Source organism: Agrobacterium bohemicum (assembly GCF_002896715.1).
GTDB lineage: Bacteria > Pseudomonadota > Alphaproteobacteria > Rhizobiales > Rhizobiaceae > Agrobacterium > Agrobacterium bohemicum.
This window is the reverse complement of the sequence record NZ_PGEL01000028.1, coordinates 291,546-315,919: the sequence shown is the minus strand read 5'-3', so window position 1 is coordinate 315,919 and position 24,374 is coordinate 291,546. Positions and strand designations below refer to the sequence as shown.

22 protein-coding genes are annotated in these 24,374 nt (G+C 57.7%); 11 read left to right on the top strand and 11 right to left on the bottom strand.

Annotation, left to right across the window (positions count from 1 at the left end; all coding sequences use genetic code 11):
* Positions 1 to 155 precede the first annotated feature (155 nt).
* Entirely contained in the window at positions 156 to 713 is a 558-nt protein-coding gene (locus CUC55_RS20160) for a GNAT family N-acetyltransferase (protein WP_067644919.1), read from the top strand.
* Positions 714 to 754: 41 nt separating this feature from the next.
* Here CUC55_RS20160 and CUC55_RS20155 read toward each other — a convergent pair whose 3' ends face one another.
* The 5 genes from CUC55_RS20155 to CUC55_RS20135 form a co-directional block, all read right to left on the bottom strand.
* The gene (locus tag CUC55_RS20155) at positions 755 to 1,177 is read right to left on the bottom strand and encodes a GNAT family N-acetyltransferase (protein WP_103088947.1); all 423 of its coding nucleotides are present in this window, start codon (positions 1,175 to 1,177) and stop codon (positions 755 to 757) included.
* Positions 1,177 to 3,258, bottom strand: a complete 2,082-nt coding sequence (locus CUC55_RS20150) for a hypothetical protein (protein WP_103088946.1) — start codon at positions 3,256 to 3,258, stop codon at positions 1,177 to 1,179. Before CUC55_RS20150 ends, CUC55_RS20155 begins: the two co-directional genes overlap by 1 nt.
* 1 nt (position 3,259) lies before the next feature.
* Positions 3,260 to 6,073: a DUF4159 domain-containing protein gene (locus CUC55_RS20145; RefSeq protein WP_103088945.1), complete on the bottom strand. Its 2,814-nt coding sequence runs from the start codon at positions 6,071 to 6,073 to the stop codon at positions 3,260 to 3,262.
* Positions 6,070 to 6,990, bottom strand: a complete 921-nt coding sequence (locus CUC55_RS20140) for a DUF58 domain-containing protein (RefSeq protein ID WP_103089207.1) — start codon at positions 6,988 to 6,990, stop codon at positions 6,070 to 6,072. Before CUC55_RS20140 ends, CUC55_RS20145 begins: the two co-directional genes overlap by 4 nt.
* Before the next feature lie 25 nt (positions 6,991 to 7,015).
* A complete protein-coding gene (locus CUC55_RS20135) occupies positions 7,016 to 8,026 on the bottom strand; it encodes an AAA family ATPase (protein WP_103088944.1) in 1,011 nt (336 codons plus the stop codon).
* Positions 8,027 to 8,205: 179 nt separating this feature from the next.
* Here CUC55_RS20135 and CUC55_RS20130 point away from each other — a divergent pair, with 179 nt between their 5' ends.
* From CUC55_RS20130 to CUC55_RS20120, 3 genes are read left to right on the top strand one after another with little or no spacing between them, the layout of a single operon-like run.
* Positions 8,206 to 8,829 (top strand): DUF1285 domain-containing protein, encoded by a 624-nt coding sequence (locus CUC55_RS20130; protein ID WP_103088943.1) that lies wholly within the window; start codon positions 8,206 to 8,208, stop codon positions 8,827 to 8,829.
* Positions 8,826 to 9,464: an NUDIX hydrolase gene (locus CUC55_RS20125; protein WP_067644937.1), complete on the top strand. Its 639-nt coding sequence runs from the start codon at positions 8,826 to 8,828 to the stop codon at positions 9,462 to 9,464. Before CUC55_RS20130 ends, CUC55_RS20125 begins: the two co-directional genes overlap by 4 nt.
* Positions 9,461 to 10,723, top strand: coding sequence for a CCA tRNA nucleotidyltransferase (locus CUC55_RS20120; protein WP_103088942.1), 1,263 nt, complete (start codon positions 9,461 to 9,463; stop codon positions 10,721 to 10,723). Before CUC55_RS20125 ends, CUC55_RS20120 begins: the two co-directional genes overlap by 4 nt.
* Here the strand turns inward: CUC55_RS20120 and CUC55_RS20115 are convergent.
* From CUC55_RS20115 to hemF, 3 genes are all read right to left on the bottom strand, one after another.
* Positions 10,714 to 10,902, bottom strand: coding sequence for a DUF1059 domain-containing protein (locus CUC55_RS20115; protein ID WP_067644944.1), 189 nt, complete (start codon positions 10,900 to 10,902; stop codon positions 10,714 to 10,716). The genes CUC55_RS20120 and CUC55_RS20115 overlap by 10 nt on opposite strands.
* A gap of 99 nt (positions 10,903 to 11,001) precedes the next feature.
* On the bottom strand, positions 11,002 to 11,262 hold the full coding sequence (locus tag CUC55_RS20110) for a hypothetical protein (RefSeq protein ID WP_067644947.1): 261 nt from the start codon (positions 11,260 to 11,262) through the stop codon (positions 11,002 to 11,004).
* 122 nt (positions 11,263 to 11,384) lie between these two features.
* A complete protein-coding gene (gene hemF, locus CUC55_RS20105) occupies positions 11,385 to 12,296 on the bottom strand; it encodes an oxygen-dependent coproporphyrinogen oxidase (protein ID WP_067644951.1) in 912 nt (303 codons plus the stop codon).
* A 122-nt stretch (positions 12,297 to 12,418) separates the two neighbouring features.
* Between hemF and CUC55_RS20100 the strand changes: the two genes are divergently transcribed.
* Positions 12,419 to 12,694: a hypothetical protein gene (locus CUC55_RS20100; protein ID WP_067644954.1), complete on the top strand. Its 276-nt coding sequence runs from the start codon at positions 12,419 to 12,421 to the stop codon at positions 12,692 to 12,694.
* 1 nt (position 12,695) lies between these two features.
* Here the strand turns inward: CUC55_RS20100 and CUC55_RS20095 are convergent, their stop codons facing one another.
* Both CUC55_RS20095 and CUC55_RS20090 read right to left on the bottom strand, forming a co-directional pair.
* Positions 12,696 to 14,348, bottom strand: a complete 1,653-nt coding sequence (locus CUC55_RS20095; protein ID WP_103088941.1) for a Na/Pi cotransporter family protein — start codon at positions 14,346 to 14,348, stop codon at positions 12,696 to 12,698.
* A 191-nt stretch (positions 14,349 to 14,539) separates the two neighbouring features.
* Positions 14,540 to 15,001, bottom strand: coding sequence for a tRNA (cytidine(34)-2'-O)-methyltransferase (locus tag CUC55_RS20090; protein ID WP_067645605.1), 462 nt, complete (start codon positions 14,999 to 15,001; stop codon positions 14,540 to 14,542).
* A 410-nt stretch (positions 15,002 to 15,411) separates the two neighbouring features.
* Here CUC55_RS20090 and CUC55_RS20085 point away from each other — a divergent pair, with 410 nt between their 5' ends.
* A complete protein-coding gene (locus tag CUC55_RS20085; RefSeq protein WP_067644959.1) occupies positions 15,412 to 17,268 on the top strand; it encodes an ABC transporter ATP-binding protein in 1,857 nt (618 codons plus the stop codon).
* A gap of 117 nt (positions 17,269 to 17,385) precedes the next feature.
* Entirely contained in the window at positions 17,386 to 19,257 is a 1,872-nt protein-coding gene (locus tag CUC55_RS20080; RefSeq protein WP_103088940.1) for an ABC transporter ATP-binding protein, read from the top strand.
* Here the strand turns inward: CUC55_RS20080 and CUC55_RS20075 are convergent.
* On the bottom strand, positions 19,254 to 20,189 hold the full coding sequence (locus CUC55_RS20075) for an endonuclease/exonuclease/phosphatase family protein (RefSeq protein ID WP_067644965.1): 936 nt from the start codon (positions 20,187 to 20,189) through the stop codon (positions 19,254 to 19,256). The genes CUC55_RS20080 and CUC55_RS20075 overlap by 4 nt on opposite strands.
* 306 nt (positions 20,190 to 20,495) lie before the next feature.
* Here CUC55_RS20075 and petA point away from each other — a divergent pair, with 306 nt between their 5' ends.
* The 4 genes from petA to CUC55_RS20050 all read left to right on the top strand — a co-directional run bounded on the left by petA (position 20,496) and on the right by CUC55_RS20050 (position 23,993).
* Positions 20,496 to 21,074, top strand: a complete 579-nt coding sequence (gene petA, locus CUC55_RS20065; RefSeq protein WP_103088938.1) for a ubiquinol-cytochrome c reductase iron-sulfur subunit — start codon at positions 20,496 to 20,498, stop codon at positions 21,072 to 21,074.
* 13 nt (positions 21,075 to 21,087) lie between these two features.
* The gene (locus CUC55_RS20060; protein ID WP_103088937.1) at positions 21,088 to 22,371 is read left to right on the top strand and encodes a cytochrome b; all 1,284 of its coding nucleotides are present in this window, start codon (positions 21,088 to 21,090) and stop codon (positions 22,369 to 22,371) included.
* Between the two features lie 20 nt (positions 22,372 to 22,391).
* On the top strand, positions 22,392 to 23,279 hold the full coding sequence (locus CUC55_RS20055; protein ID WP_067644977.1) for a cytochrome c1: 888 nt from the start codon (positions 22,392 to 22,394) through the stop codon (positions 23,277 to 23,279).
* A gap of 171 nt (positions 23,280 to 23,450) precedes the next feature.
* Positions 23,451 to 23,993, top strand: a complete 543-nt coding sequence (locus CUC55_RS20050) for an adenine phosphoribosyltransferase (RefSeq protein WP_045019026.1) — start codon at positions 23,451 to 23,453, stop codon at positions 23,991 to 23,993.
* The last annotated feature ends 381 nt before the right edge of the window (positions 23,994 to 24,374 follow it).

Genomic DNA, 24,374 nt, shown 5'->3' with positions numbered 1-24,374 from the left:
CTCCTAATTTTACTGATATCCGCGTTTATCACAATTCTGAGGGAATTCTGCTTTATGACCGCAACACGGATGCTCCGACGACGCTGACGCTTCGAACGCCCTAACCGGCGCAGCCGTCACATCGTCCTATCCGTATTTAACGTTCCGGTCCCTTCATGTCCAAGCACGAACTGGTCTACCTCACCGAAGACGCGTCTCATGACGCCATCATCGAACTTATCAATGCAGAAGCTTTTGGCCCAGGCCGGCACACCCGTGCCGCCGCGCGAATCCGCGAACAGGGACCACACGACCGGTCGATTTCCTACATCTGTGCCGATGATGGAGAGACGATCGCTTCTGTTCGTATGACGCCGGTTCTGGCCGGTGGCGTCAAAGGGCACATGCTTGGGCCTCTCGCCGTGCGTCCCTCCCACAAGAATCTCGGCATCGGCCGTGAGCTGGTACGGATTGCGATTGCTGCGGCGAAGCGCAAGGGTTCGGAGGGCGTCATCCTGATCGGCGATCCGCCATATTATATGCCGTTGGGTTTTGAGAAGGTGGCCTATGCAGCGCTGGATTTCCCCGGTCCGGTCGATATGAACCGGGTTCTCATTGTTCCGCTGGCCGCTGACACGCACGAGCGGTTGACGGGCAAGATTGCATGGCGCAATTGCGAAGAGGCTATCGTTTTCGAAGACGCCATTCCCGCACTTCTTCTCGCAGTGGGCTGATGGCTTTGCAATCAATCAAAGCGAATGTAAGTTTTCCGCGATCAGATAAATGATTTCTTCAAATAACTCAGTGACTCCATGCCGCTGAAATTCTCGATCGCGCCGAAAATTTCGTAGCCGCATTTCTGATAGATCGCCAGTGCCTCCGGGTTCAACGTGTCGATGTAGGCGCCCTTGCATCCGCGTTTGCGGGCTTCGTCTTCCGCTATGGCAAGCAGTTTGGGTCCGAGGCCGTTGCCACGGAGGGTTTCGGGTATGAAAAGCAGCTTCGTATAGAGCCAGCCGCGGGCGGTGTGACCGCAGAGGCCACCGATGACGGTACCGTCGTCATCGCGCAGGGAGATGACGAGTTCTTGCCAGTCACTGGGGCCGAAACGGTCGATATTGTAAGCTTTGAGGGCGGAAANTATCGCCGCTTCGCTGTCTTTGTCGGCCGTATGACTGATGGTGATATCAGGTTCCATTACCGGCCTTCACGCCACCAGAGCGCGGAAAATGCCATGAGCAGGGCGGCGAGGCCTGCGAAACCGGCAAAGAGCGGCAGCGTGTTGACGCCTTTCAGCACGGTTTCATCCGTCAGGCGAATGAGCATGCGGTCATTGTCCGCCACGCGCACATCGCCTCGCACGGGCAGGATATCCGGCAGCACGACGCGGCCATCATCGTTGACCACACGATGTATGCTGCCCTTCGTGGCATCGACCACCGGTTTCAGCGGCTCCGTGGTGGAGATCATCGCCTTGAATTCCGGTGCATCGACGGCGCCGACATGGACCAGTGTGGTGAAATCACCGTTGGTGATTTCGTAGAGGCCGGTTTCGTCCATGCGGCGTTCGATTTTATAAAGACCCGGCTCCGTTTGCGTGAACGCCATCGTCTCGGTCTTGCCGGTGGGGAATTTGACCGTGGCATTGCCGGGGTTATCGCCAATAGTCTGGCGGGTGATTTCCAGCGTGCGGCCGTTGGCGCGTGCCGTCAGCGCCTCTTCCTCAAGCTCCGGTTCCTTCATCAGCCAATGGGCGATGCGGCGGTAAAGACCCACATGCGGGCCGCCGCCTTCAAAGCCACGCGCCCAGAGCCAACCCTGATCGGACAACAACATGGCAACGCGGCCTTCTCCCTGACGGTTCAGAACCAGAAGCGGGTCCTGTCCGTCGCCCAGCATTACGGTCTGGCCCTGCGGTTGTTCGACGCCGACAGTGCGGAACCAGCGACCCCATTTCGGGGGCTCTTCGCCGGAGCCCTCCAGGCCGCGCGTGACCGGGTGTTTCTTGCCTGCTTCGGATAGCCGCGGATAAAAGGCCGATTGATGCATCTCTCCGGTTGGCTGCGCGGGCAGCACCGAGGCGAGCGGCGTCATGGCGATGGAATCCTGCCCAGCATGTTCTGGACCGGCGGCAATCAATAGTGCGCCGCCCTTTTCGACGTATTGGGCGATGTAATCATAATAGAGGATCGGCAGCACGCCGCGATGCTGGTAGCGGTCGAAANTGATGAGATCGAAGTCCTCGATCTTGTCCACGAAAAGTTCACGCGTCGGGAAGGCGATCAGTGATAACTCGTTGATGGGTGTGCCATCCTGCTTCTCCGGCGGGCGCAGAATGGTGAAATGCACCAGATCGACGGACGTATCGGATTTCAGCAGGTTGCGCCATGCGCGCTCCCCGGCATGGGNTTCGCCGGAAACCAAGAGAACACGCAGGTTCTGGCGAATGCCTTCTATGACATGAACGGCGCGGTTGTTGCTGGCGGTGACTTCCCCCGGAAGCTCCGCCACGGAAANTTCCATGACATTGTTGCCGCCACGCGGAACCTTGAAGCTGAAGGGCAGGGGCTGGCCGGGCGTGGCCTCTAACCTGGCGATTTCTTCGCCGTTCATTTTGACTGTGACCTCCGCCTGGCCTGTCTGCGCACGACCATCATCGAAGACACGCAAGGTCAGTTCCTGCTGCTCGTTGACGATGCCGAAGCGTGGTGCGCGAACGACCTCAATGCGGCGGTCGAACTCCTCCGCCCGACCCGTGATCAGGCCGTGGATCGGCGCTTTGAAGCCGAGCGTCTGCTCGATATTGGGCGTTACATTCGGAATGTCATGGATCTGGCCGTCACTGAGTAAAATCGCGCCGCCGACGCGCGACGGCGAGACGTCGGATACTGCGGCGGCCAGCGATGAGAACAGGTTGGTTGCGGGAGCATCGCTATTCGGATCGTTCTCAACGTCCACGATACGCGGCTCGATGCGTGGGAAGCGGGCGAGCCGCTCTTTAAGAATTGCAAGCGCCTGATCCGTCTGTTCCGGGCGCTGCTGCACATCCTGGCTCTGAGAGCGGTCGACAATGACAGGAACGATGGTGGAAAGTGGGTCGCGTTCCTCATTTGTCAGAAGAGGATTGGAGATGGCCAGCAGAAGGGCGGCCAGTGCCAGGCCACGCAACCAAGCGCCGCGCACATCGCGCCATAGCCCTATGATGGTAAGCACGAAGGCGGCGGCGGCGAGAATGCCGATGACGATCCACGGCAGGAACGGAGCGAAGGTCAGTGTCATGTTATTGCCCCAACCGCTGGAGGATATCGGGCACATGCACCTGGTCGGCTTTGTAGTTGCCTGTCAGCATATACATCATGATGTTGACGCCGGTGCGGAACGCATGTTCTCGCTGCACCTCATCCGGCGGCACGGTGGGTAGTACCGGTGCGCCGTTGGCATCAATGGCCCATGCGCCTGCAAAATCATTGCCGGTGATGATGATGGGCGAGACGCCGTCGCCGGAGGATGAAATGCCAGAGGTCGTTTTGGCCGCATCCTGTCGTGATTCCACCCAGAGCGGGCTTCCCGCATAGCGGCCCGGAAAATTATTCAGCAGATAGAAGGACCGTGTGAGGACGTGATCCTTCGGCACGGGTTCCAGCGGCGGAATATCGACATTGGCGAGGATTTCCTGAAGGCGCTGGCCGCTGGCGCTGGTGCCGCCCATGTTTTCGGCAGACGAGAACTGGTCGCGCGTATCGAAAAGCACCGTCCCGCCCGCGCGCATATAGGCGTCGACCCGAGAGATCGCGGCAGTGGAGGGCATAGGCGCTGTCGCGGAAATCGGCCAGTAGATGATGGGGTAGAAGGAAAGCTCATCCTTGGAGATATCCAGCCCCACAGGCTGGCCCGGTTCCAGCGTAGTGCGCCATGTCATGAATTCGGTCAGGCCCTGCAAACCTTGCTCCGAGATGCGGTCCACATCATCCTCACCGGTGCGGACGTAGGCCAGATGTGTCGTGTCCAGCCGCTCGAAAATGGCCTCGTCACCCGGTTTCGGGTCGTCGGCACGGGCCGTATTCGGCGAGAAAACCGTCAGGCACGCCGTAAAGGCAAGCAGGATGGCCGCAGCTGGTGAACGGCCACGAGGCAGGCGTGAAAAGACGCCATTCATGAAGAGAACGATGAGAGTATCGGCAAACAGCATCAAAAGGGCCGCGATGAAGAGGGCGGGGCGCAGCGACCTCGCGGCCTCTCCAACAAGACCTTCACGGGTCGTTGCCGGTCCCGCCAGCGCGGTGTCGATCGGGCGCAGCGTCGCATTCGGTGGCAGCAGATTGAGGGCGACGAAGCCGGATTCGGTGCCGTAAAGACCGGGCGGATTGTCAAAGCTGGCGCGGGGAGGCTGGCCCGGCTTTGTCTCAAGCGGACGGGCGGCTCCGATTTCCGGCGACAGTGCACCTGTGGCAGTCAGCAAGCGGTACGGCGGCAAGGCTGCAGCAGGTGCGTTGGCGGAGGCAGAAGAGCCGCCGACTTGCGAAAGCTGAACGATACGGCGCAGCATTTCCACGAAATGGCCCGAGATCGGCAAATCCGACCAACTGGCTTCGGCGCTGACATGGAAGAGAACGATGCGACCCGCATCGACGTTGCGGGTGGTCACCAGTGGCGTACCGTCGGCAAGGCTTGCCCATGTGCGCTCCGCCAAATCAGGTGTGGGTTCGGCCAAAACCTGCCGCTTGATGTGGATGCCATCCGCTTTCGGCATGCCAGCAAAGGGGCCAATGTTAGGGAAATCCGCAAGCGGCTGTGGCTCTGCCCAGGACAGGGCGCCGCCTAGAGAGCGTTCGCCTTGCCGCAACGTCACTGGCACCAGTGGGTCATCGGCGGGAGCCGCAGCAAGGCGTGGCCCCGCAAAACGGATCAACGTGCCACCGCGTGACAACCAGCGCTGGATGGGCGCATAGGTTTCCTGTGGCAGGCGACCAATATCGGCCATGACGATCACAGACGGATTGGACTGCAGCAGTTCGGGAATGGCGACGGCAAGGTCTGCCTGCCGTTGCGGCACCAGATCGACATAGGGCTGAAGCGCGCGGCTGATGTAGAAAAGCGGCTGGAGCAGCGGCTGGAAGTCGTTGCCGGTTTCGCCAGCCAGCAGTGCCACACGACGACGACGGAAGCCATCATCCAGCAGGTGCACCGAGCCTGCGGTGGACAGCCGGTCGACGGACAGGCGGGCAAAGTCGTTTCGAAGTTCAAAGGGCGCGCTCAAGACAGCAGTGGTTTCCGCCGCACCGGGGGCGAAGGTTGCGTTATTGCTGGCGAGAATACGGCCTTGACTGTCCTGCGCGTTGATCATGAGGTTGGCGGGGCCGGTAGTATCGAGACGGGAGAGCGAAACGGTCATGGTTTCAGCGCCGTTATCAGCGCCTGTAATCGCCGCAATGGCCTGTCCATCGCCTTCTACAACGCGAAACTCCGAGGATTTCATATCGGACAGACTGCTCAGCGCCGTCTGGTCGTTGGGTGTTGCTACGCCATCGGTAATATAGGCCAATGTACCGGGCGCTGCGCCGCTCATGGCTTCGCTGACGGACTGGGCAGCACGAACGCGATCCGGCACCAGAGGTTGCGGCTTGGCGGCAGCCAGTTTTTCCAGTGCCGCAGCCGTCGTGCCGGGTTCTGCATCGTGGTCGCGGTCTGCGGTGAAGGTGATGGAAACGGGGCGTTCGGCCCGCTCTGCATCACCGATCAGGGCCTGCGCCGTGCGCACACGGCGGTCCCAATCCGGTGCTGACGCCCAGCCATTATCCACGATCAGCACCAGTGGACCGTCGCCTGCCAGCGTGTTGTTGCGTGGGTTGATGACAGGATCGGCCAGCGCGAAGATGACAGCTGCGGCGAGTAGCATGCGTAAANGCGTCAGCCACCACGGGCTTTTGGAGGGTGTTTCTTCACGCTTCAGCACTGTTGCTAGAATGCGAAGCGGCGGAAACACTTCCGCCTTGGGGCGCGGCGGTGTCAGCCGCAGCAGCCACCAGATGGCGGGCAGCGCCAGAAGGCCGACGAGAATAAATGGGCTGGTGAAAACGAAGGGCAGGGCGCTCATGTCATGCCTCCGTTCTTGCTGGTAGATGGCGCGCCGGACAGATACATGTGCATGGCGACGAGTGCTTCGGATGCGAGATGATCCGTGCGATGGAACACGAAATTCCAGCCCAGGCGGCGAAGCGAGGACGACAACGCATCACGTCGTGCGAGATAGGCGCGGGTGTAGTCATCGCGAATGGTTTCGGCACGGCCGGATGTCAGCTTCTCGCCGGTTTCAGGGTCGGAAANTTCGGTACGACCGCTATAGGGGAAGATTTCTTCAGCAGGGTCGGCAATTTCCACCACATGGCCGCGCATGCCGCGCCGGGCCAACGGCGATAAGCGCTCCATGATGGTTGTGGCTTCATCCAAAAAGTCCCCAATGACCACGAGATCGCTGGAACCGCGGATCATCGCCGTGTCAGGCAATCCGGTGGTTGCGGGTGCATGCATGATGGCGGTTGCGAGGCGCTCGGCGGCATTGCGCGCCGACACTGGCTCCATAATGCCTGGGCAGCCGATCCGCTCGCCGGATCGCGCCAGAATTTCCGCCAGCGCCAGCATCAGCACCAGCGCACGGCTTTCCTTGGAAACGGAACCGAGCGTGGACTTGAACATCATCGATGGCGAGAGATCGGCCCAAAGCCAGATGGTGTGGGCCGCTTCCCATTCCCGGTCACGGACATAGGTATGGTCGTCGCGGGCAGAGCGGCGCCAGTCTATGCGCGACAGGCTTTCGCCGTCTGCGTAAGGTCGGAACTGCCAGAAGTTTTCACCGATGCCGCGTTTGCGGCGGCCATGCCAACCGGCGGTCACGGTGTTGGCGATGCGTTTCGCTTCCACCATGCAATCCGGCACCAGAGCGGCACGCTGTCGCGCACGGGCAAGCACGTCGTTACCATGAGTCTGCTCTACGATCTGGCCGATGGATGCCACATGCACTCCTTATCCGACCTGATGGTCAGTGTTTCGCCTGTTCCACGAGGCCGGCGATGACGTCGCGAACCGACATCCCTTCTGCGCGTGCCGCAAAGGTCAGAGCCATGCGGTGTTCCAGAACAGGCTCCGCCAGCGCGTAGATGTCGTCCAGTGATGGCGCAAGACGGCCTTCGTAGAGCGCACGGNCGCGGNCAGTCAGCATCAGCGACTGGCCAGCACGAGGGCCAGGACCCCATGCAACAGTCTTATCCGTCAACGCATTGCCATGGCCGGGGCGTGCCGAGCGCACCAATGCGAGGATGGCATCCACCACCTTGTCGCTGACAGGCATCTGGCGAATAAGCGTCTGTATTTCGACAAGACGATCCGCCTCGATCACGCGGCGCGCTTCGCCCGACGCCGTGCCTGTCGTGTCGAGCAGGATTTGACGTTCGGCGGCAAGATCAGGGTAATCGACATCCACCTGAAGCAGAAAGCGGTCGAGTTGGGCTTCCGGCAGCGGGTAGGTGCCTTCCTGCTCCAGCGGGTTCTGGGTGGCGAGAACGTGAAAGGGTTTGGGCAGGTCGAAGCGCTGGCCAGCGACGGTAATGTGATATTCCTGCATGGCCTGCAGCAGAGCAGACTGCGTGCGCGGGCTGGCGCGGTTGATTTCATCGGCCATCAACAGTTGGCCAAAGATTGGTCCCTTGATGAAGCGGAACGAGCGGCGACCGCTCTCGTCTTGGTCCATGACTTCGGAGCCGAGAATATCCGATGGCATGAGGTCCGGCGTGAATTGGATACGGTTGGCGTCCAGGCCTAAAACGGTACCAAGCGTCGTAACGAGTTTGGTCTTGGCCAGACCCGGAACGCCCACCAGCAATGTATGGCCACCGGAAAGAATGGCGAGAAGCGTGTTCTGGACCACTTTTTCCTGACCAAAAATGACCTTGGAGACTTCCGCCCTGATGGCGGCAATATCTGACAGCGCTTTTTCGGCAGCGGCGATGATCGCCTTTTCGTCGAGGGTTTCGCTGGTATTCATAACGCCCATATCGCTCTCCTCAAAACTCTGCCGCCGCTCACGTCTGCTGCCAGTCAATAATCGAATACAGGACGGATTTCGCGCTGCCTATAGCTTATTGCCATACTGCCCGCTGACAAGCATCCTTCGAATGACTATCTCGTTACCTATGTCAGGTACTTCAATAGGTGACAAAGCAGGGCTCGAATATGGCGGTTGAGACGATAAATTCGGCAACAGACGCGGCAGGACTGGCCGCGATGATTTCCCATGCCGCCGAACAGACGGGCGATAAAAGCCGAGGACCTGCCCCTGTCGAGCGCTGGAATCCGCCCTTTTGTGGTGATCTGGACATGGAAATCCGGGCTGACGGCACATGGTTTTACATGGGTACCCCNATTGGCCGCGCGCCATTGGTGCGGCTGTTTTCCACCGTTTTGCGTAGGGATGAGGACGGCAAGACCTATCTCGTAACACCTGTGGAAANGGTGGGCATCCGCGTCNTGGATGCGCCGTTCATCGCGGTGGAGATGAATGTGGGCGAAAAAGATGGTGCGCCGCTTCTGACCTTTCGTACCAATGTTGGTGATGTCGTGGAAGTGGGGCATGAACATCCCTTGCGCTTCGAAATTACCGGCGAAAACAAGGAGTTGAAGCCCTATCTTCTGGTGCGTGGACGGCTTGAGGCTCTTGTTTCGCGTGCGGTCATGTATGACCTGGTGGAACTGGGCGAAGTGATTGAAATCGATAGAAANGAGATGTTTNCCGTGCAGTCCGGTGGAGAAGTTTTTCCTGTGATGCCCGCCGATGAACTGGATGCGCTTTCCCGATGACAGCAGATGTAATTGAGTTTTCTGCAGCCGATTTCCGGCGTCGCGTGCTTTCAGAGGGCGAAGGCGTTGCCGAGCGCGAGGACGCGGATCATGGCGATCATGTTCTCAACCCCGGTGTGCAGCTGATAGGTGAGGGCATTCGTTTGAAGGATGCTGCCGTGCTGGTACCGGTGGTGGATTACGGCGATGAGGCGCGGGTCATTTTTACCCAGCGCACGTCAACGCTTCGCAAGCATTCCGGCCAGATTTCCTTTCCCGGTGGCGGGATTGACAAGGAAGATCGCTCGCCGGAAGACGCAGCACTTCGTGAGACGGAAGAGGAAATCGGTCTATCCCGTTCCTATGTCGAAACCGTCGGGCGATTGCCGGATTATATTTCTGGTACCGGTTTCCGCATCAAGCCGGTGCTGTCAGTGGTCAAGCCCGGCTTCGATCTCACGCTCAACCCGACCGAGGTGGATAATGTCTTCGAGGTGCCGCTGTCTTTTCTTATGAACCCTGACAACCACCAGCGCGGTAGCCGCATGTTTCAGGGGAGGGAGCGGTTTTTCTACGAAATGCCCTATGGCGACCGTTACATTTGGGGCATTACGGCGGGCATTATGCGCAGCATTTACGAGAGGTTCTATTCATGAGCAACATTGCCGGACAAGACTGGTTTTCAAAACCGGCTCTTCAGCGGATTTTGGCGCTTTTGAATGCCGATGGCGGCGAGGCGCGTATCGTCGGTGGTGCTGTGCGCAACGCGTTGATGGGCATGCCCGTGGGCGATATCGATATGGCTACGACGCTGCCGCCGCAAGACGTTGTTGAGCGCGCCAGGGAAGCTGGCATCAAGGCCGTGCCAACCGGTATCGAGCATGGCACCGTGACGCTGGTTCTCGATGGCGAGGGTTTCGAAGTCACCACCCTTCGCCGTGATGTAGAAACCGATGGTCGTCATGCGCAGGTGGCCTTCGGCACCGACTGGACCGAAGACGCCGAGCGGCGGGACCTCACCATCAATGCGCTTTATGCCGACACCTCCGGTGACGTGATCGACCTCGTCGACGGCTTGGCGGATATCGAGACACGGAATATCCGCTTCATCGGTGATGCCCACCAGCGCATCGCCGAAGATTATCTGCGCATTTTACGGTTCTTCCGCTTCTTCGCGCATTACGGCTCAGGACGCCCGGATGCGGACGNCCTGCGGGCAAGTGCGCGGGCCAAGGACAAGATTTCGACGCTGTCTGCCGAACGCGTCTGGAGCGAGATGAAGAAGCTGTTGGCCGCAGACGATCCATCGCGCGCGCTTTTGTGGATGCGCCAGTCCGGTGTTTTGGCGCAGGTTCTGCCGGAAACGGAAAANTGGGNCATCGATGCCATTCACGGGCTGGTGACTGCCGAGCAGGCGCTTAGCTGGAAGCCGGACGCGCTGATGCGGATATCTGCCATTGTGCCGACAGATGCAGAGCGGGTGAGTGCGATGACGTCAAGGCTTAGAATGTCGAAAGCAGAGGCCAAGCGTCTTGCACAGTGGGCGTCCGCTCCGGCCGTCGATCCTGCTATCACAGATGCTGCATTTGATCGTCTACTTTACCGACAGGGTGTTGAAGGCGTGGTTATGCGTCTTAAGCTGGCATTGGCAGCGGCTCGCGCATACGTCTCTACAGGCGACGCGGCCATGCAGAAGATCGCCCGTTTTTCAAATTTGTTGTCACGTGCGCAGAAATTTGAAAAACCAAACTTCCCGCTGACCGGCGCAGATGTTCTATCGGCAGGGGTTACACCTGGACCAAAAGTCGGAGAGATTTTGGGTGAGCTTGAAGAAAAATGGATTGAATTCAACTTTTCACTCGACCGGGCAGCGCTGACNGCCCGGCTTGAAACCTTGTTGAAAAATCAGGCCTGAACGTTATTTTCGTTGTGAATACGTTTCTTGATATTCTGCACCATATTCTCGCGGATGGCGGTTTCGCCGTGCGCCTGTCGTAAATGCTCAACGGTTCGGCGTACGACTTCTGCATCCTCATCAGCGCGTGTATGCCACTCACAACCCGGCACCAGGGTTCCACATTCGAACAGTCTCATATTGGCCTCCCATTATGAAATTTCAAAGCAGAGCTCCTTTNGAAGCTCTGCTTTGATGATCAACAAACGGGTTGGGAAGGCATATGTTCCGGGCAGCCCTTATTCCGGATGCGCCCAGCAATGGAAGACAGATGATGTCGCTGCTGCCGGTACGCGACTGGAAACAGCCTTGTCGTCATTTGCGGCGGCGTCGTTTGCAAGCTTGCGCTTGACCTGCTCCACGTAAAAGGAATGCGGCAGTTCGCGATCTCCAGTGGCACGCATTTCTGCGGCCAGACGATCGATCAATTCGGATGTTGTTATGGCCCGTGACTGGTCTCGACCAATCGTGGAAATAGGCATGCTGTTCGGTGTCGTCATGACGATAGCTCCTCCACTCCATCAACGGCTTGGAGACTATCATCGGCCTTGTTTTTTAATAAGAGCTAATTTTCCAAATTGGGCGTTCACACAGTCGAAAAAAGCCAAATTTTTCGTGAGCTTCAGGGCCAGCGCACCACAGGCGGAAGTGAAGACAGGATGGAATCGACATTGCCGCCTGTCTTGAGGCCGAAAATCGTGCCGCGGTCGTAGAGAAGATTGAATTCGACGTAGCGGCCACGGCGAATCAGTTGCTCATCGCGGTCTTCTTCGGTCCATGGCTGGTTGAAATTGCCGCGGACGATCTTGGGGTAGGCCAGATTGAAAGCGCGCCCTACATCCTGCACGAAAGCGAAGTTGGCGTCCCAGCCTCCCTTTTCCTCGTCCGGGTGCAACCAGTCGAAGAAGATGCCACCGATGCCGCGTGGTTCGTTGCGGTGCTTGAGGTGGAAATACTCATCGCACCATTGCTTGTAGCGTGGGTAGTCCGCAACGGCATGCCTGTTGCAGGTGATCTCGAAGACACGGTGAAAAATCTGGCTGTCGTTATCATCCTGCGTGCGGCGTCTGTCGAGCACCGGCGTCAAGTCCGCGCCCCCACCGAACCAGTGGCTGGAGGTCACGACCATGCGGGTGTTCATGTGCACGGCTGGAACATTGGGGTTCACGGGATGCGCGATCAGGGAAATACCGGATGCCCAGAAACACGGGTCTTCTTCCGCGCCCGGTATCTGGCCACGAAATTCCTGCGAAAACTCGCCGTGGACGGTGGATGTATGGACGCCGACCTTCTCGAAGACGCGGCCTTCCATCATCGACATGACGCCGCCACCGCCTTCGCCGTTTTCGCGCTGCCATTCCTTTCGCACGAAACGACCGGGCTCTTGGTCGGCAAGAGGGCCCTGCAACTCGTCTTCAAGGGTTTCGAAGGAGGTGACGATGGTGTCGCGCAGGCTTTGGAACCATGCCTGGGCCAGCGCCTTCTTGTCCTCGATGTCGTCGGGCAAGCCTTTTGGCAGTTCTGGCCGTTCCATATCGATCTCCTTGGGTCGAATCGTTCCGTTTTCTTCGGTTTAGCAGCCACGCACGGCAGACACAAATTCGACTCGCCAAGCAGGCGTCCACGCACTATCTTTTGAACAGAGAGGTGAATGTCATGGCGAAATTTACCGGCCCGCCGCCACTGGATGGCTTGAAACGCAGGCTCGATGCGCACCGGCAGAACCGTGCCGCTGGCGGACGCAAGAACGACGGACAAGGTATGTTCGTGCGCCAGACATTCTGTCTGACGCGGGAAGAAGCGCGCGTCAAAGCGAAAGAATGGTTCGACGAGTATCCAAAAGCGGCTTACTGGACCGAGGTGGAGAGCTGGCGACCGCTGGAAGGCGACCACATAGAATTTACCATGCGCCGCCTGCCATCTGCCGACTAGATCACACAGCTTTGTCTGTCGCCCGCAGGCGGCTTTCTCCCAGCACGCCACCCTGATCCAGAATGGGGTGAGCGACGGATACAATGTGAGCGTTGATACGCTTGAGGTCGCGCAGCATATCCAGATGCAACGAACTTGTTTGCAGACTTTGCATCAAGCCATCGCGCAGACGTTCCAGATGCCGTCCTGACGACCGCTTTTCCAGCCGTCTTATATCGATCTTGATTTCCATGAGGCGGCGGGCGAGGTCGAAATCGCCGGTCACGAAAATGCTCTGGGCCGCGCGCAGGTTCTCGATGGTCATGTCGAAGAGCGTTTTCAGCTCATCGTAACCCTCATCCGAAAACTTGAAGCCGTTGAGGATTTTCTTGCGGATCTGTTCGCACAGACCCTTCTCGATGATATCGCCAATGTGCTCGAGATTGATGGCGTAGTCGATGATGGTGATTGAACGGCGGGCATCGTCTTCATCCAGCCCTTTTCGGCCAAGCTGGGAGAGATAAATCTTTACGTCCTGCTGGCGCGTATCGACTTTCTTTNCAAGCATAATGATCTCGGCCAGCGGGGCAAGATCGTTATGCTTGAATGCGTTCTCCGCACGGATGAGCATACGCTCGATGGTATCGCCAACGACCAAAACTTCGCGTGTGGCATTGGCCAACGCCACCACGGGCGTATCAAGTGCGTTGATATCGAGAAAACGGGGGCCTTCTTCGGTCTTCGGATCATCAGGCACGATCTTTGCCATCATCTCCGACATAAGCCCGGAAAACGGCCAAGCCAGAGTGGCCAGCGCCAGATTGAAGATCAGGTGGGCATCGACCGGTAGCATGTTTTGCGCCAGTGGAAGCTGTTGCAAAANCATTGCTCCATATCCAGCCAGTGGGAGGGCTATGAGGCAGCCAACTGTCCGCACAATAAGATTGCCGATGGTGATGCGTCGGGCCGATGCGGGCGCTGAGAGCGTTGCGACCACAGGCGGTATCGCGCCGCCGAGATTGGCACCGAGAATAAGGACGATGATCAGCCCCGTGGACAGAATGTCGGCGGATGCTAAGGACAATATGAGGACCACGACGGCAAGGCTTGAGGAGGAGACGAACGCCAGAACCGTCGATAGCAGAAGCGCCACGGGCCATGCGCCATCCAGAAGCCCTATAAATGCGCCAAGAGCCGGGGAATCGCGCATCGGCTCGGTCGCAGCACTCAGCAGGTGCAGCGATAGCAGCATCAAACCAACGCCGACCAAAGCCGTGCCGCCGCCCTGACGCGCCGTCGAGGTGCCCTTGCGCAACACGATGCCAGTGAGAATAAGCATTGGTGACAGCCACGCGACGCCGTTGGCGAATATCCACGCCGTCACGGCGGTGCCGATATTCGCGCCCAGTAGAACGACCTGTGCCATGCGGGGCTTTATAAGATCGCGTTCCGCAAAGGACGCGACCGTTAGGGCTGTCGCAGTCGAGCTTTGCAGGGCGATGGTGGCTAGAAAGCCGGAGAGCAGCGATCGTGGACCGCTTTTCGTTCCGGTCGCCAGCACCGTGCGCAACTTGACGCCAAAGGCGCGGGTAACGCCATCCTTGACCTGCGCGAGGCCGAAAAGCAGAAGCGCGACAGCGCCCAGCAGATTGACGATGATGATGGTGGATTGCATGCTTGGTCGCCCTCCTTCCGTCAGTATTTGTAGTCTGAGCGCCCTTCCTTGCCCGAAACCTATACGCTTTCGGACGACATGCGTGGAAAGGTTACGGAGGTGGGAATCTTTAGTTGGCTAATTAATATAGGCCTGAAATACTGCAGCGTACAGGAGTATTTGCGACATTTTGGATTAGAAAGGCGATAGGTTCAGCGCCAGGCTGTCTGCCGCAAGGCCTCTCCTGACATCATCGCTGCCGACATGGCGACATTGATGGAGCGTTGACCTTCGATCATGGGAATGATCAGCCGCTCGTCGGCTTTTTCGTGGACGTGATCCGGCACGCCAGCGCTCTCGCGACCAAAAAGCAAAATGTCATCAGGACGGTAGGCCACGTCGACATAGGGCAGGGCTGCCTTGGTCGACGCAAGAAGCAGCCTGCGACCTGTGGAGGCACGCCATTCTTCGAAGCGCTCCCAGTTGACGTGGCGGGTCAGTGATGCCGTGGTGAGATAGTCCATGCCCGCGCGTTTCAGATTGCGGTCGGAAATATCGAACCCGGCAGGCTCGATAATGTCGACGCCGATGCCCAGGCAGGCCGCCAGCCGAAGGATTGTGCCGGTGTTGCCGGGAATGTCCGGTTGATAGAGGGCGATCCTGATATTTGGCATGGTCAAGTCTTTCTTGTCGTCATCGCGGGGCCTTATCACGTCACAGGCAAGGTCGAAATAAGCAAAGCGACGCAAACCGGGGCGCTGTTGTTGCACAGACACACTCGCGTGTTACGGAGTGTTTTGCGATACTTAAGGTGGTTTGGTGCTGGTCAATGCTTATTTTTNGAGCTAGAAGAGCGCATCTTCAACACCAGCCACGGAGGTTCAGATGAATAAGCTTGTTCGATATCGCCTCCCGGCCATTGTAACGGCCTTGCAGGCTTAGGTGTTTNCGGCGGTTGATCCGCTTTNCCATTTCAATTCGTCATGTGGCTGTTGCGGCCATATCCATGTTATTCCCGTGATGGCTGTGGGCGTTTTTTGTCCTCGTGCTGCTCTTTCGGGATCATTATGTCCGGAGCTTGGCCATGTTCGGCTGGTTTGAAAAACGTCTCGACCCATTTCCCGCATCCACGCCTGTCGTGCCCCCCAACAAGCTCTTGCCGTTCATGTGGCACTACATCAAGCCAGCGGCACCCTGGTTGCTGCTGCTGGGTTTGATGTCCATGGGCATCGCGGTTGCAGAAGTGATGCTGTATCAGTTCCTCGGCAATATCGTGGATTGGCTGTCATCTGCAAACCGCGAGACCTTCCTGCAGGATGAGGGCTGGCATTTGGTCGTCATGGCGGCCATTGTGCTGGTGGCCTTGCCCTTGATGGGCTCCATCCACACCATGACGATGCACCAGACGCTGGCTGGAAACTTCGGCATGATTGCCCGCTGGCACATGCACCGTTTCCTGTTGCGCCATTCCATGACGTTTTTCGCCAATGAGTTTGCGGGCCGCGTTTCCACCAAGGTCATGCAGACAGCGCTGTCCATTCGTGAAGTGGCGTTGAAAATCATTGACGTGTTCGTCTATGCCATCAGCTTTGTTTTCTCGATGCTGTTCATGGTCGCGGCGGCGGATTGGCGGCTGGTTATTCCGCTGGTCGTCTGGCTGTCCATTTACATTGCGATTCTAACCTACTTCGTACCGAAACTCGGTCGTCTTGCCAGCGAGCAGGCGGATGCACGTTCCTTGATGACTGGGCGTATCGTTGACAGCTACACCAACATCGCCACCATCAAGCTGTTCTCCCATGCGGGCCGTGAAGAGGTCTACGCGCGTGAAGGCATGAGTGTGTTTCTGGACACCGTACACCGGCAGATGCGCAAGATTTCCGCCTTCAACATCGCCATCGACATCAACAATGCGCTGGTCATGTTCTCTACGACGTCGCTTGGCCTTTATTTCTGGCTCACTGGGTCGGTCACGGTCGGCGCTCTGGCTGTGGCCATCGGCCTGTCCATGCGTGTCAACGGCATGTCGCAGTGGATCATGTGGGAAGTCACATCGCTGTTTGAAAACATCGGCACAGTCTATGACGGCATGAGCATGATGACCAAGCCGCATGACATCCTCGACAAGGCAGATGCGCCAGCACTTTCCGCACCCAGGGGTGAGATACAGTTCGATGACATCCGTTTCCACTACGGCAAGAACAGGGGTGTGATCGAGGGGCTTTCGCTCGATATCAAGCCGGGCGAAAAGGTCGGTCTCGTTGGCCGTTCCGGCGCTGGCAAGACGACGCTGATGAACCTGCTGTTGCGGTTTTACGATCTGGAATCCGGTAAGATTCGCATCGACGGGCAGGATATTTCCACGGTGTCGCAGGATAGTCTACGCTCGCTGATCGGTGTGGTCACGCAGGATACCTCGCTGCTCCACCGCACCATCCGCGACAACATCGCCTATGGCCATCCCGGCGCGACGGACGAGGAAATCATTGCTGCCGCAAAGCGTGCCAATGCGTGGGACTTCATCGAAACGCTGGTGGACATGCATGGTCGCCACGGGCTGGATGCGCAGGTCGGTGAGCGCGGCGTGAAGCTGTCTGGCGGCCAGCGCCAGCGCATCTCCATTGCCCGCGTGTTCCTGAAAAACGCTCCGATCCTGATCCTCGACGAGGCAACGTCTGCGTTGGACTCCGAAGTGGAAGCGGCCATTCAGGAAAACCTGTTTGCCCTTATGGAAGGCAAAACCGTCATCGCCATCGCCCACCGTCTTTCAACACTGACGGAGATGGACCGCCTGATCATTCTCGACATGGGCAAGATTGTCGAGGCTGGCACGCATACGGAACTGGTTGAGCAGGGTGGTATCTACGCCGACCTGTGGCTGCGGCAGTCCGGTGGTTTTATCGCGGAAGAAGAGCCCGATATGAAGGTGGCGGGGGAGTAGCTCCCNGTTTCCGTCACCCCGTATGAAGTGCGGGGTGACGGAGTATGGCGCAACCATTACCAAAATATAATCTCACTCCCGCTTTGCCCGCCCACTGATTCCACCTATATCGAAATCATGGCCATTACCCGTATTTTTCGTTTTTTNGAGAACTGGATCAAGCCCTTCGCCCGCAAGGATGATCTGCGTCCGCCGGAAGATACCTTTGCTTTTATCTGGTTCTATCTCTCCCAGGCAAAANCGCCCTTCTTCGCCATGCTTGTACTGGGTGGCATGACGGCGGCCATCGAGGCGGCGTTGTTCTGGTTCGTCGGGCGGCTGGTGGATATTCTGGCCACGGTCAAGCCGGGTGAGGGCTGGGCCGGGTTGATTGCAGATCACGGCTACGAGCTGGCTGGCATGCTTGTTCTGATCGCCGTCGTGCGCTTCGTCGTCACCATGATAACAGCGCTGGTGGATCAGCAGGTCATTACGCCCGGCTTTTATAATCTCGTACGCTGGCAGTCCTATATGCATGTGGCGCGGCAATCGTTGACCTTTTTCCAGAACGACTTTTCCGGCCGTATCGTCACCAAGGTCTGGTCTGGTGGGCAGGCGGCGGGCGATCTGGTGACATCGCTGATGGAAAGTGTCTGGTTCGTCGGTATTTATTCGGTCTCGATGCTGTTTCTGATCGGCGGGCTGGACTGGCGTCTGGCCGTGGTGGTTCTGGTCTGGGTTGGCATATTTTCCCTGCTGGCGCGCTATTTCGTGCCGCGCATCAGGAAACATTCCCGAGAGACGGCAGAGGCCGCCTCCATGCTTTCTGGCCGTATGGTCGATGCCTACAGCAACATCCAGACGCTGCGGCTGTTCGGACGTGACGACGCCAATGATCGCTATATGCGGGAAGGCTTCGACACGTTCCAGAGCACCACGATGATGTTCACGCGCTTCATAACCGGCGTGCGCGCATCCATGGCTCTGTTGTCAGGCATCATGATTACGTCGATGGCAGCTCTCTGCATCGATCTGTGGCTTTCCGGCAGGATCAGTTCCGGCGCGGTCGCCTTTACGCTGGCGCTGGTTCTGCGACTGAATTTTCTGCTGGGTCGCCTGATGACGCAGTTCAACGGCATCATGCGCAACTTTGGCACCGTGCAGAATGCCGCCGAGCTTATTTCACAACCCATAAGCCTTGTGGACGTACCTGGCGCGCCTGCGCTGGTCGTCTCCAAGCCCGGCATCCGCTACGAAAATGTCAGCTTTCACTACGGGCGATCCAAAGGCGTCATTGATCATCTGAGCCTTCATGTCGAGCCGGGTGAAANGGTGGGGATCGTCGGCCGGTCGGGTGCGGGAAAATCCACGCTGGTCAATCTCTTGCTGCGATTTNACGATGTCGAGAAGGGCCGTATCCTGATCGACGGGCAGGATATTGCGAAGGTTAGCCAGGAAACGCTTCGCGGCCACATCGGCATGGTGACGCAGGACACGTCGCTGCTGCACCGTTCCATTCGCGACAATATCATGTTCGGGCGCATGGACGCCAATGATGAACAGTTGCTGGAGGCGATCCGGCGGGCCAAGGCGGATGATTTCATTGCGCAACTGGAAGACCAACGCGGCCGCAAGGGGCTGGACGCGCATGTGGGCGAGCGTGGCGTGAAGCTTTCCGGTGGTCAGCGACAGCGCATCGCCATTGCCCGCGTGATGCTGAAGGACGCGCCAATTCTCGTTCTGGACGAAGCGACCTCGGCGCTGGATTCCGAGGTTGAGGCGGCGATCCAGAGCAATCTGGATGAGTTGATGCGCGGCAAAACCGTGCTGGCAATCGCCCACCGGCTTTCCACCATCGCGGCTCTTGATCGCCTGATCGTCATGGATGCGGGGCGGATCGTGGAGCAGGGCAAGCACGGCCAGCTGGTTGCGAGCGGCGGGCTTTATTCAGAGCTTTGGACGCGCCAGTCCGGCGGGTTTCTGTCTGCGGATGATGTTGCGCCGGTTTAAGGTGCGGCAATCACGAAATCGGCCACCAGCCCATAATGGTTGGAGCCGAGGCTGTCCGGCAAACGCTCCAGCTTCATCAAAGTCGCGGGCTTTCGAGCGAAGATGTGGTCGATGGCAATGCCGAACTGCCTGGCTTCCACCGGCCATGTTGCCGGTTCCCACGGTGCTTTCTTCAGATCGGTCGCCAGCAGGAAATCCTGCATATCGGGCGCAATGCTCGCAGAATTGAAGTCACCACCCAGAATCAGTGGGTCCGTGACGGACGAGAATGCGGACCGGATGCGGCTCAGTTCGTTGCGGTGGTATTCATCGAAGTAGGGCTTTGCCAGATGTGCGGCTGCGAGCGTCAGCTTCACGCCATCGACGTCGATCATCGCCATGGCAAATCGTTCGCGGCTGACGTAACTCAAGCTGCCGATGCGGGCATTTTCAAGCGGTCGTTTTGACAGGATCAGCAGATCGCAAGACTGCACACCCTCGCCACAGCCAATCCGGTAGGGGTAGATTTGGCTCAGGCGCGGCAGGACGCTTGTCAGCGCTGCGGCCTCCATGACGTAAACTGCGTCGGCATTCGACGTAAGAATAGTGTCGGCGATTGATTCGGCATTGCGCGAATTTTCCATCAGCACGTTGAAAGACAGCAGCCGGAAGGGTTTCGCCCCTGTCGGGGCAAATGCGTCTGTCACGAATTCCCGATGCATATAAACCGCATGGGCGCAAAGCATGAGAGCCCAAACCAACAGCACGATAAAGACGCGCGATCGCAGGACGATAAGGCACGACAACGCCGCGAATGCAGCCAGAACGGCAATGTGAAGCTGGAAGCTGTTGACGAAGGCCAACAGCCAGGAATCCATGAGATATCGGATACTTATGACGAACAGCGCAAGGAAGAGCGCAGATGCTGCGACGCAGGCGAGCCTAGCTTTCAAAATCAAAACCTCAGTTGTCGGCTCCCGTCGCTGTGATTATCACGCGCCAATGTGCCGCACAATGTTGCAGGATGGACAGCTCGGTCGGAAAAGGCAGAGAAAAATGGCTCGGAAGGCAGAATTACGGCAGCTTTGTGTGCTTTCCTCTTGCCAAGGTCCGGCATATTTNGCGATCAAGCAGAATAGGCGCGAATTTAATCGTCGCGCAGTGACCGAGACTTGGGGGATCGAGTTTGTCTTGGATCAAAACAGAGCTGGAGGACTCATGCGACTTTCAACGAAATCAGCGCAGAGGATGGTGTAGCGGTGAGTGAGCACGTTAATGATCATGACGCTACGGGTGAACCGACCCGTCGCGATTTTCTTTATCTGGTGACAGGTATGGCAGGCGTTGTCGGCGCAGGTGCGGCCGTCTGGCCGTTCATCGACCAGATGCGCCCCGATGCGTCCACGTTGGCGCTCGCCTCCATCGAGGTGAACGTGGCGAGTGTCGAGCCTGGCATGTCCCTGACGGTGAAATGGCGCGGGAAGCCTATCTTCATCCGCAACCGCACTCAAAAAGAGATCGACGAAGCAAACGCCGTTAAGCTGACGGATCTGAAAGATCCGGTTGCGCGCAATGCCAACCTCGATCCCGCAGCGCAGGCGACCGACGTTGATCGTTCTGCCGGTGCTGGCAAGGAAAACTGGATCGTGATGGTCGGTTCCTGCACGCATCTTGGTTGTGTTCCGCTGGGTCAAGCCGGCGATTTCGGCGGGTGGTTCTGTCCCTGCCATGGCTCGCACTACGATACAGCGGGCCGCGTTCGCAAAGGTCNNGCGCSGNNAANCCTGCATATTCCGACCTTCGCATTTTCATCCGATACCGTGATCAAANTCGGATAAGGGGACATTTGAAATGAGTGGTCATTCCAGTTACCAGCCCTCGACCGGTATCGAAAGATGGGTCGATTCTCGCCTGCCGCTGCCGCGCATGATTCATGACAGCTTCATATCTTACCCGGTGCCGCGCAATCTGAACTACGCTTACACGTTCGGCGCGATGCTCGCCGTCATGCTAATCGTGCAGATTCTGACCGGCGTCGTGCTGGCCATGCACTATGCCGCCGAAACGACGGTTGCGTTCAACTCTGTTGAAANGATCATGCGTGACGTCAACCACGGTTGGCTGTTGCGTTACATGCATGCCAACGGCGCATCGTTCTTCTTCATTGCTGTCTACCTGCACATCGCCCGTGGCCTCTACTACGGTTCCTACAAGGCGCCGCGTGAAATCCTCTGGATACTCGGCTGCGTCATCTTCCTTTTGATGATGGCAACCGGCTTCATGGGTTACGTTCTGCCTTGGGGCCAGATGTCGTTCTGGGGCGCTACGGTTATTACGGGCTTCTTCACCGCGTTTCCGGGCGTCGGTGAGTGGATTCAGCAGTTTCTGCTCGGTGGCTTTGCCGTTGACCAGCCAACGCTGAACCGCTTCTTCGCGCTGCACTATCTTCTGCCCTTTATGATCGTGGGTGTCGTTATCCTCCACATCTGGGCACTGCATGTGACAGGCCAGACCAACCCGACTGGCGTCGAAGTGAAGACCAAGACGGATACGGTTCCGTTCACGCCCTATGCAACGTTGAAGGATGCGCTTGGCGTTTCCATCTTCTTGCTCTTCTACGCATATTTCGTCTTCTACATGCCGAACTTCCTCGGTCACCCCGATAACTACATCATGGCTGACGCGTTGAAGACACCTGCGCACATCGTGCCGGAATGGTACTTCCTGCCGTTCTACGCCATGCTGCGCGCCATCACCTTCAATGTCGGCCCGATCGACTCGAAGCTTGGCGGCGTTCTTGTGATGTTCGGTGCCATCGTGGTGCTGTTCTTCCTGCCTTGGCTGGACACGTCGAAGGTCCGCTCCGCTGTCTACCGTCCATGGTACAAGATGTTCTTCGCGATCTTCGTGGTGAACTCCATCATGCTCGGCTGGCTGGGTTCGCGCCCTGCAGAAGGCCTCTACGTTGCCCTGTCGCAGCTTGGAACGGTTTACTACTTCGGCTTCTTCCTAATCATCATGCCGCTTCTCGGTCTGTTTGAAACGCCAAGGCGTATTCCGAATTCCATCACCGAGGCTGTTCTGGAAAAGAACGGCAAGGCCGCTGCAGCCCCTGCGGCTGCGGTGAAAATATGAGTGCGAGAGGGACGATTACAATGAAAAAGCTTGTAACGAGCATCGCGCTTATCGCTGTCATGAGTGGTTTTGGTTCTGCGGTTTCGGCCGCAGAAGAAGGTCATGATCTCAAGGCGCAGACTGAACATGCAATTGCGGGCGGGCACTTCCCGATCCTCAAGCCGCAAGAAGAAAAATGGTCTTTCGCAGGACCTTTCGGCAAATACGACAAGGGCCAGCTTCAGCGTGGATTGAAGATCTACAAGGAAGTCTGTTCCGCCTGCCATTCGATGAACCTCGTCTCCTTCCGTACACTGGAAGGTCTGGGTTACTCTGAAGATCAGGTCAAAGCCTTTGCTGCCGAATATGAAGTGCAGGATGGACCTAACGCCGATGGTGAGATGTTCTCGCGCAAGGCTGTTCCATCCGATCACTTCCCTTCGCCTTATCCAAACAAAGAAGCGGCTGCGGCATCCAATGGCGGCGCCGCTCCTCCAGATATGTCACTTCTGGCCAAGGCTCGTGGTGTAGAACGTGGTTTTCCGCAGTTCGTGTTCGATATGATTCCGGTTGTCGGTGGTTATCAGGAAGGTGGACCTGACTATATCCACGCCCTTCTGACCGGCTATCAGGATGCGCCTGCTGGTATCGAAGTTGCCGAAGGTACGCACTACAATCCGTATTTCGGAAGCGCGATAGCGCTCAAGATGGCACCGCCGATCAGCAAAGATCAGGTGACCTATGATGATGGCACTCCGCAGACGCTGGACCAGTATTCACAGGACGTCTCCGCGTTCCTTATGTGGGCTGCAGAGCCGCATCTGGAAGAACGCAAGCGCACCGGCTTCATGGTCATCGTGTTTCTTCTGATCTTTACGGCACTGATCTACCTGACGAAAAAGTCCGTATATTCCAGAAAAGAACACTGATTGGTTCTATTCAACGCCTGATACCAGCCCTCACGGTTCATCCGTGGGGGCTTTTTGTTGTTTGGAAGCAGGCTCCCGCTTCGCATGGATGGGCATTTTCTATTGGTGCGCAACGTGCGAGTTGATAAGGTCGCCCGACGTTCAATTTATTCAGAAACCATCGGACATTCCATGACTGTTATTGCTTCGGAGCTCTCTGCTGCCATTCGCTCCATTCCTGATTATCCCAAGCCGGGGATCATCTTTCGCGACATCACAACGCTTCTCGGCAATCCGCGTGCGTTCCGCCGTGCGGTGGACGAATTGGTTCAGCCTTATGCCGGAACGAAGATCGACAAGATTGCGGGCATGGAAGCGCGCGGCTTTATTCTCGGTGGCGCGGTCGCACACCAGCTTTCCGCAGGTTTCGTGCCGATCCGCAAGAAGGGCAAGCTGCCGCACACCACCGTTCGCGTAGCCTACAGTCTGGAATATGGCGTGGACGAGATGGAGATGCATGTGGATGCCGTGCAGCCCGGCGAGAAGGTCATTCTGGTCGATGATTTGATTGCCACCGGTGGTACGGCTGAAGGTGCCGTTAAACTGCTGCGGCAGATGGGGGCGGACATCGTCTCCGCGTGCTTCGTCATCGACCTGCCGGATCTGGGTGGTCGCAAGAAGCTGGAAGATCTCGGCGTAGAAGTGCGCACGCTGGTGGAATTTTCCGGGCATTGAGCCAAGAGCGTCTGGTCATCCCAACCTCAATACATCGATCTTATCGCGATGGCTGCGGAAGGCTCAATTTTAGCAACGGACTTCGGAGTGTTTATGAGTAATTTAAAGGATATCAGATCGAAGATTTNCCGATCACTGTGGTATTTTTTAACAAGGCCAAAGCCATGGGTCGAACCTTCGCTGCAAGGCCGCAAGGTTGTAGTGGTTGGTTCGGCTCCACACTCATCCATGCCTCTCGGTTTCGACCCGTCATATATGACGATATCGGTCAACGGCTCGCAGATTGTCGCGAAAAANTGGGGTGTGGAAAAACCGGATATAACGTTGATGACGTTCAACCAAATTGAAGGCACCAACACCAACGCAAAAGAAGTCCGACGC

Bases quoted from the DNA above. Each gene is read 5' to 3' on its own strand.
- CUC55_RS20115 (WP_067644944.1), bottom strand. From the start codon at position 10,902: ATGAGACTGTTCGAATGTGGAACCCTGGTGCCGGGTTGTGAGTGGCAT.
- CUC55_RS20055 (WP_067644977.1), top strand. From the start codon at position 22,392: ATGAAAAAGCTTGTAACGAGCATCGCGCTTATCGCTGTCATGAGTGGT.
- CUC55_RS20090 (WP_067645605.1), bottom strand. From the start codon at position 15,001: ATGCCAAATATCAGGATCGCCCTCTATCAACCGGACATTCCCGGCAAC.
- CUC55_RS20085 (WP_067644959.1), top strand. From the start codon at position 15,412: ATGTTCGGCTGGTTTGAAAAACGTCTCGACCCATTTCCCGCATCCACG.
- CUC55_RS20110 (WP_067644947.1), bottom strand. From the start codon at position 11,262: ATGACGACACCGAACAGCATGCCTATTTCCACGATTGGTCGAGACCAG.
- CUC55_RS20050 (WP_045019026.1), top strand. From the start codon at position 23,451: ATGACTGTTATTGCTTCGGAGCTCTCTGCTGCCATTCGCTCCATTCCT.
- CUC55_RS20125 (WP_067644937.1), top strand. From the start codon at position 8,826: ATGACAGCAGATGTAATTGAGTTTTCTGCAGCCGATTTCCGGCGTCGC.
- hemF (WP_067644951.1), bottom strand. From the start codon at position 12,296: ATGGAACGGCCAGAACTGCCAAAAGGCTTGCCCGACGACATCGAGGAC.
- CUC55_RS20100 (WP_067644954.1), top strand. From the start codon at position 12,419: ATGGCGAAATTTACCGGCCCGCCGCCACTGGATGGCTTGAAACGCAGG.
- CUC55_RS20160 (WP_067644919.1), top strand. From the start codon at position 156: ATGTCCAAGCACGAACTGGTCTACCTCACCGAAGACGCGTCTCATGAC.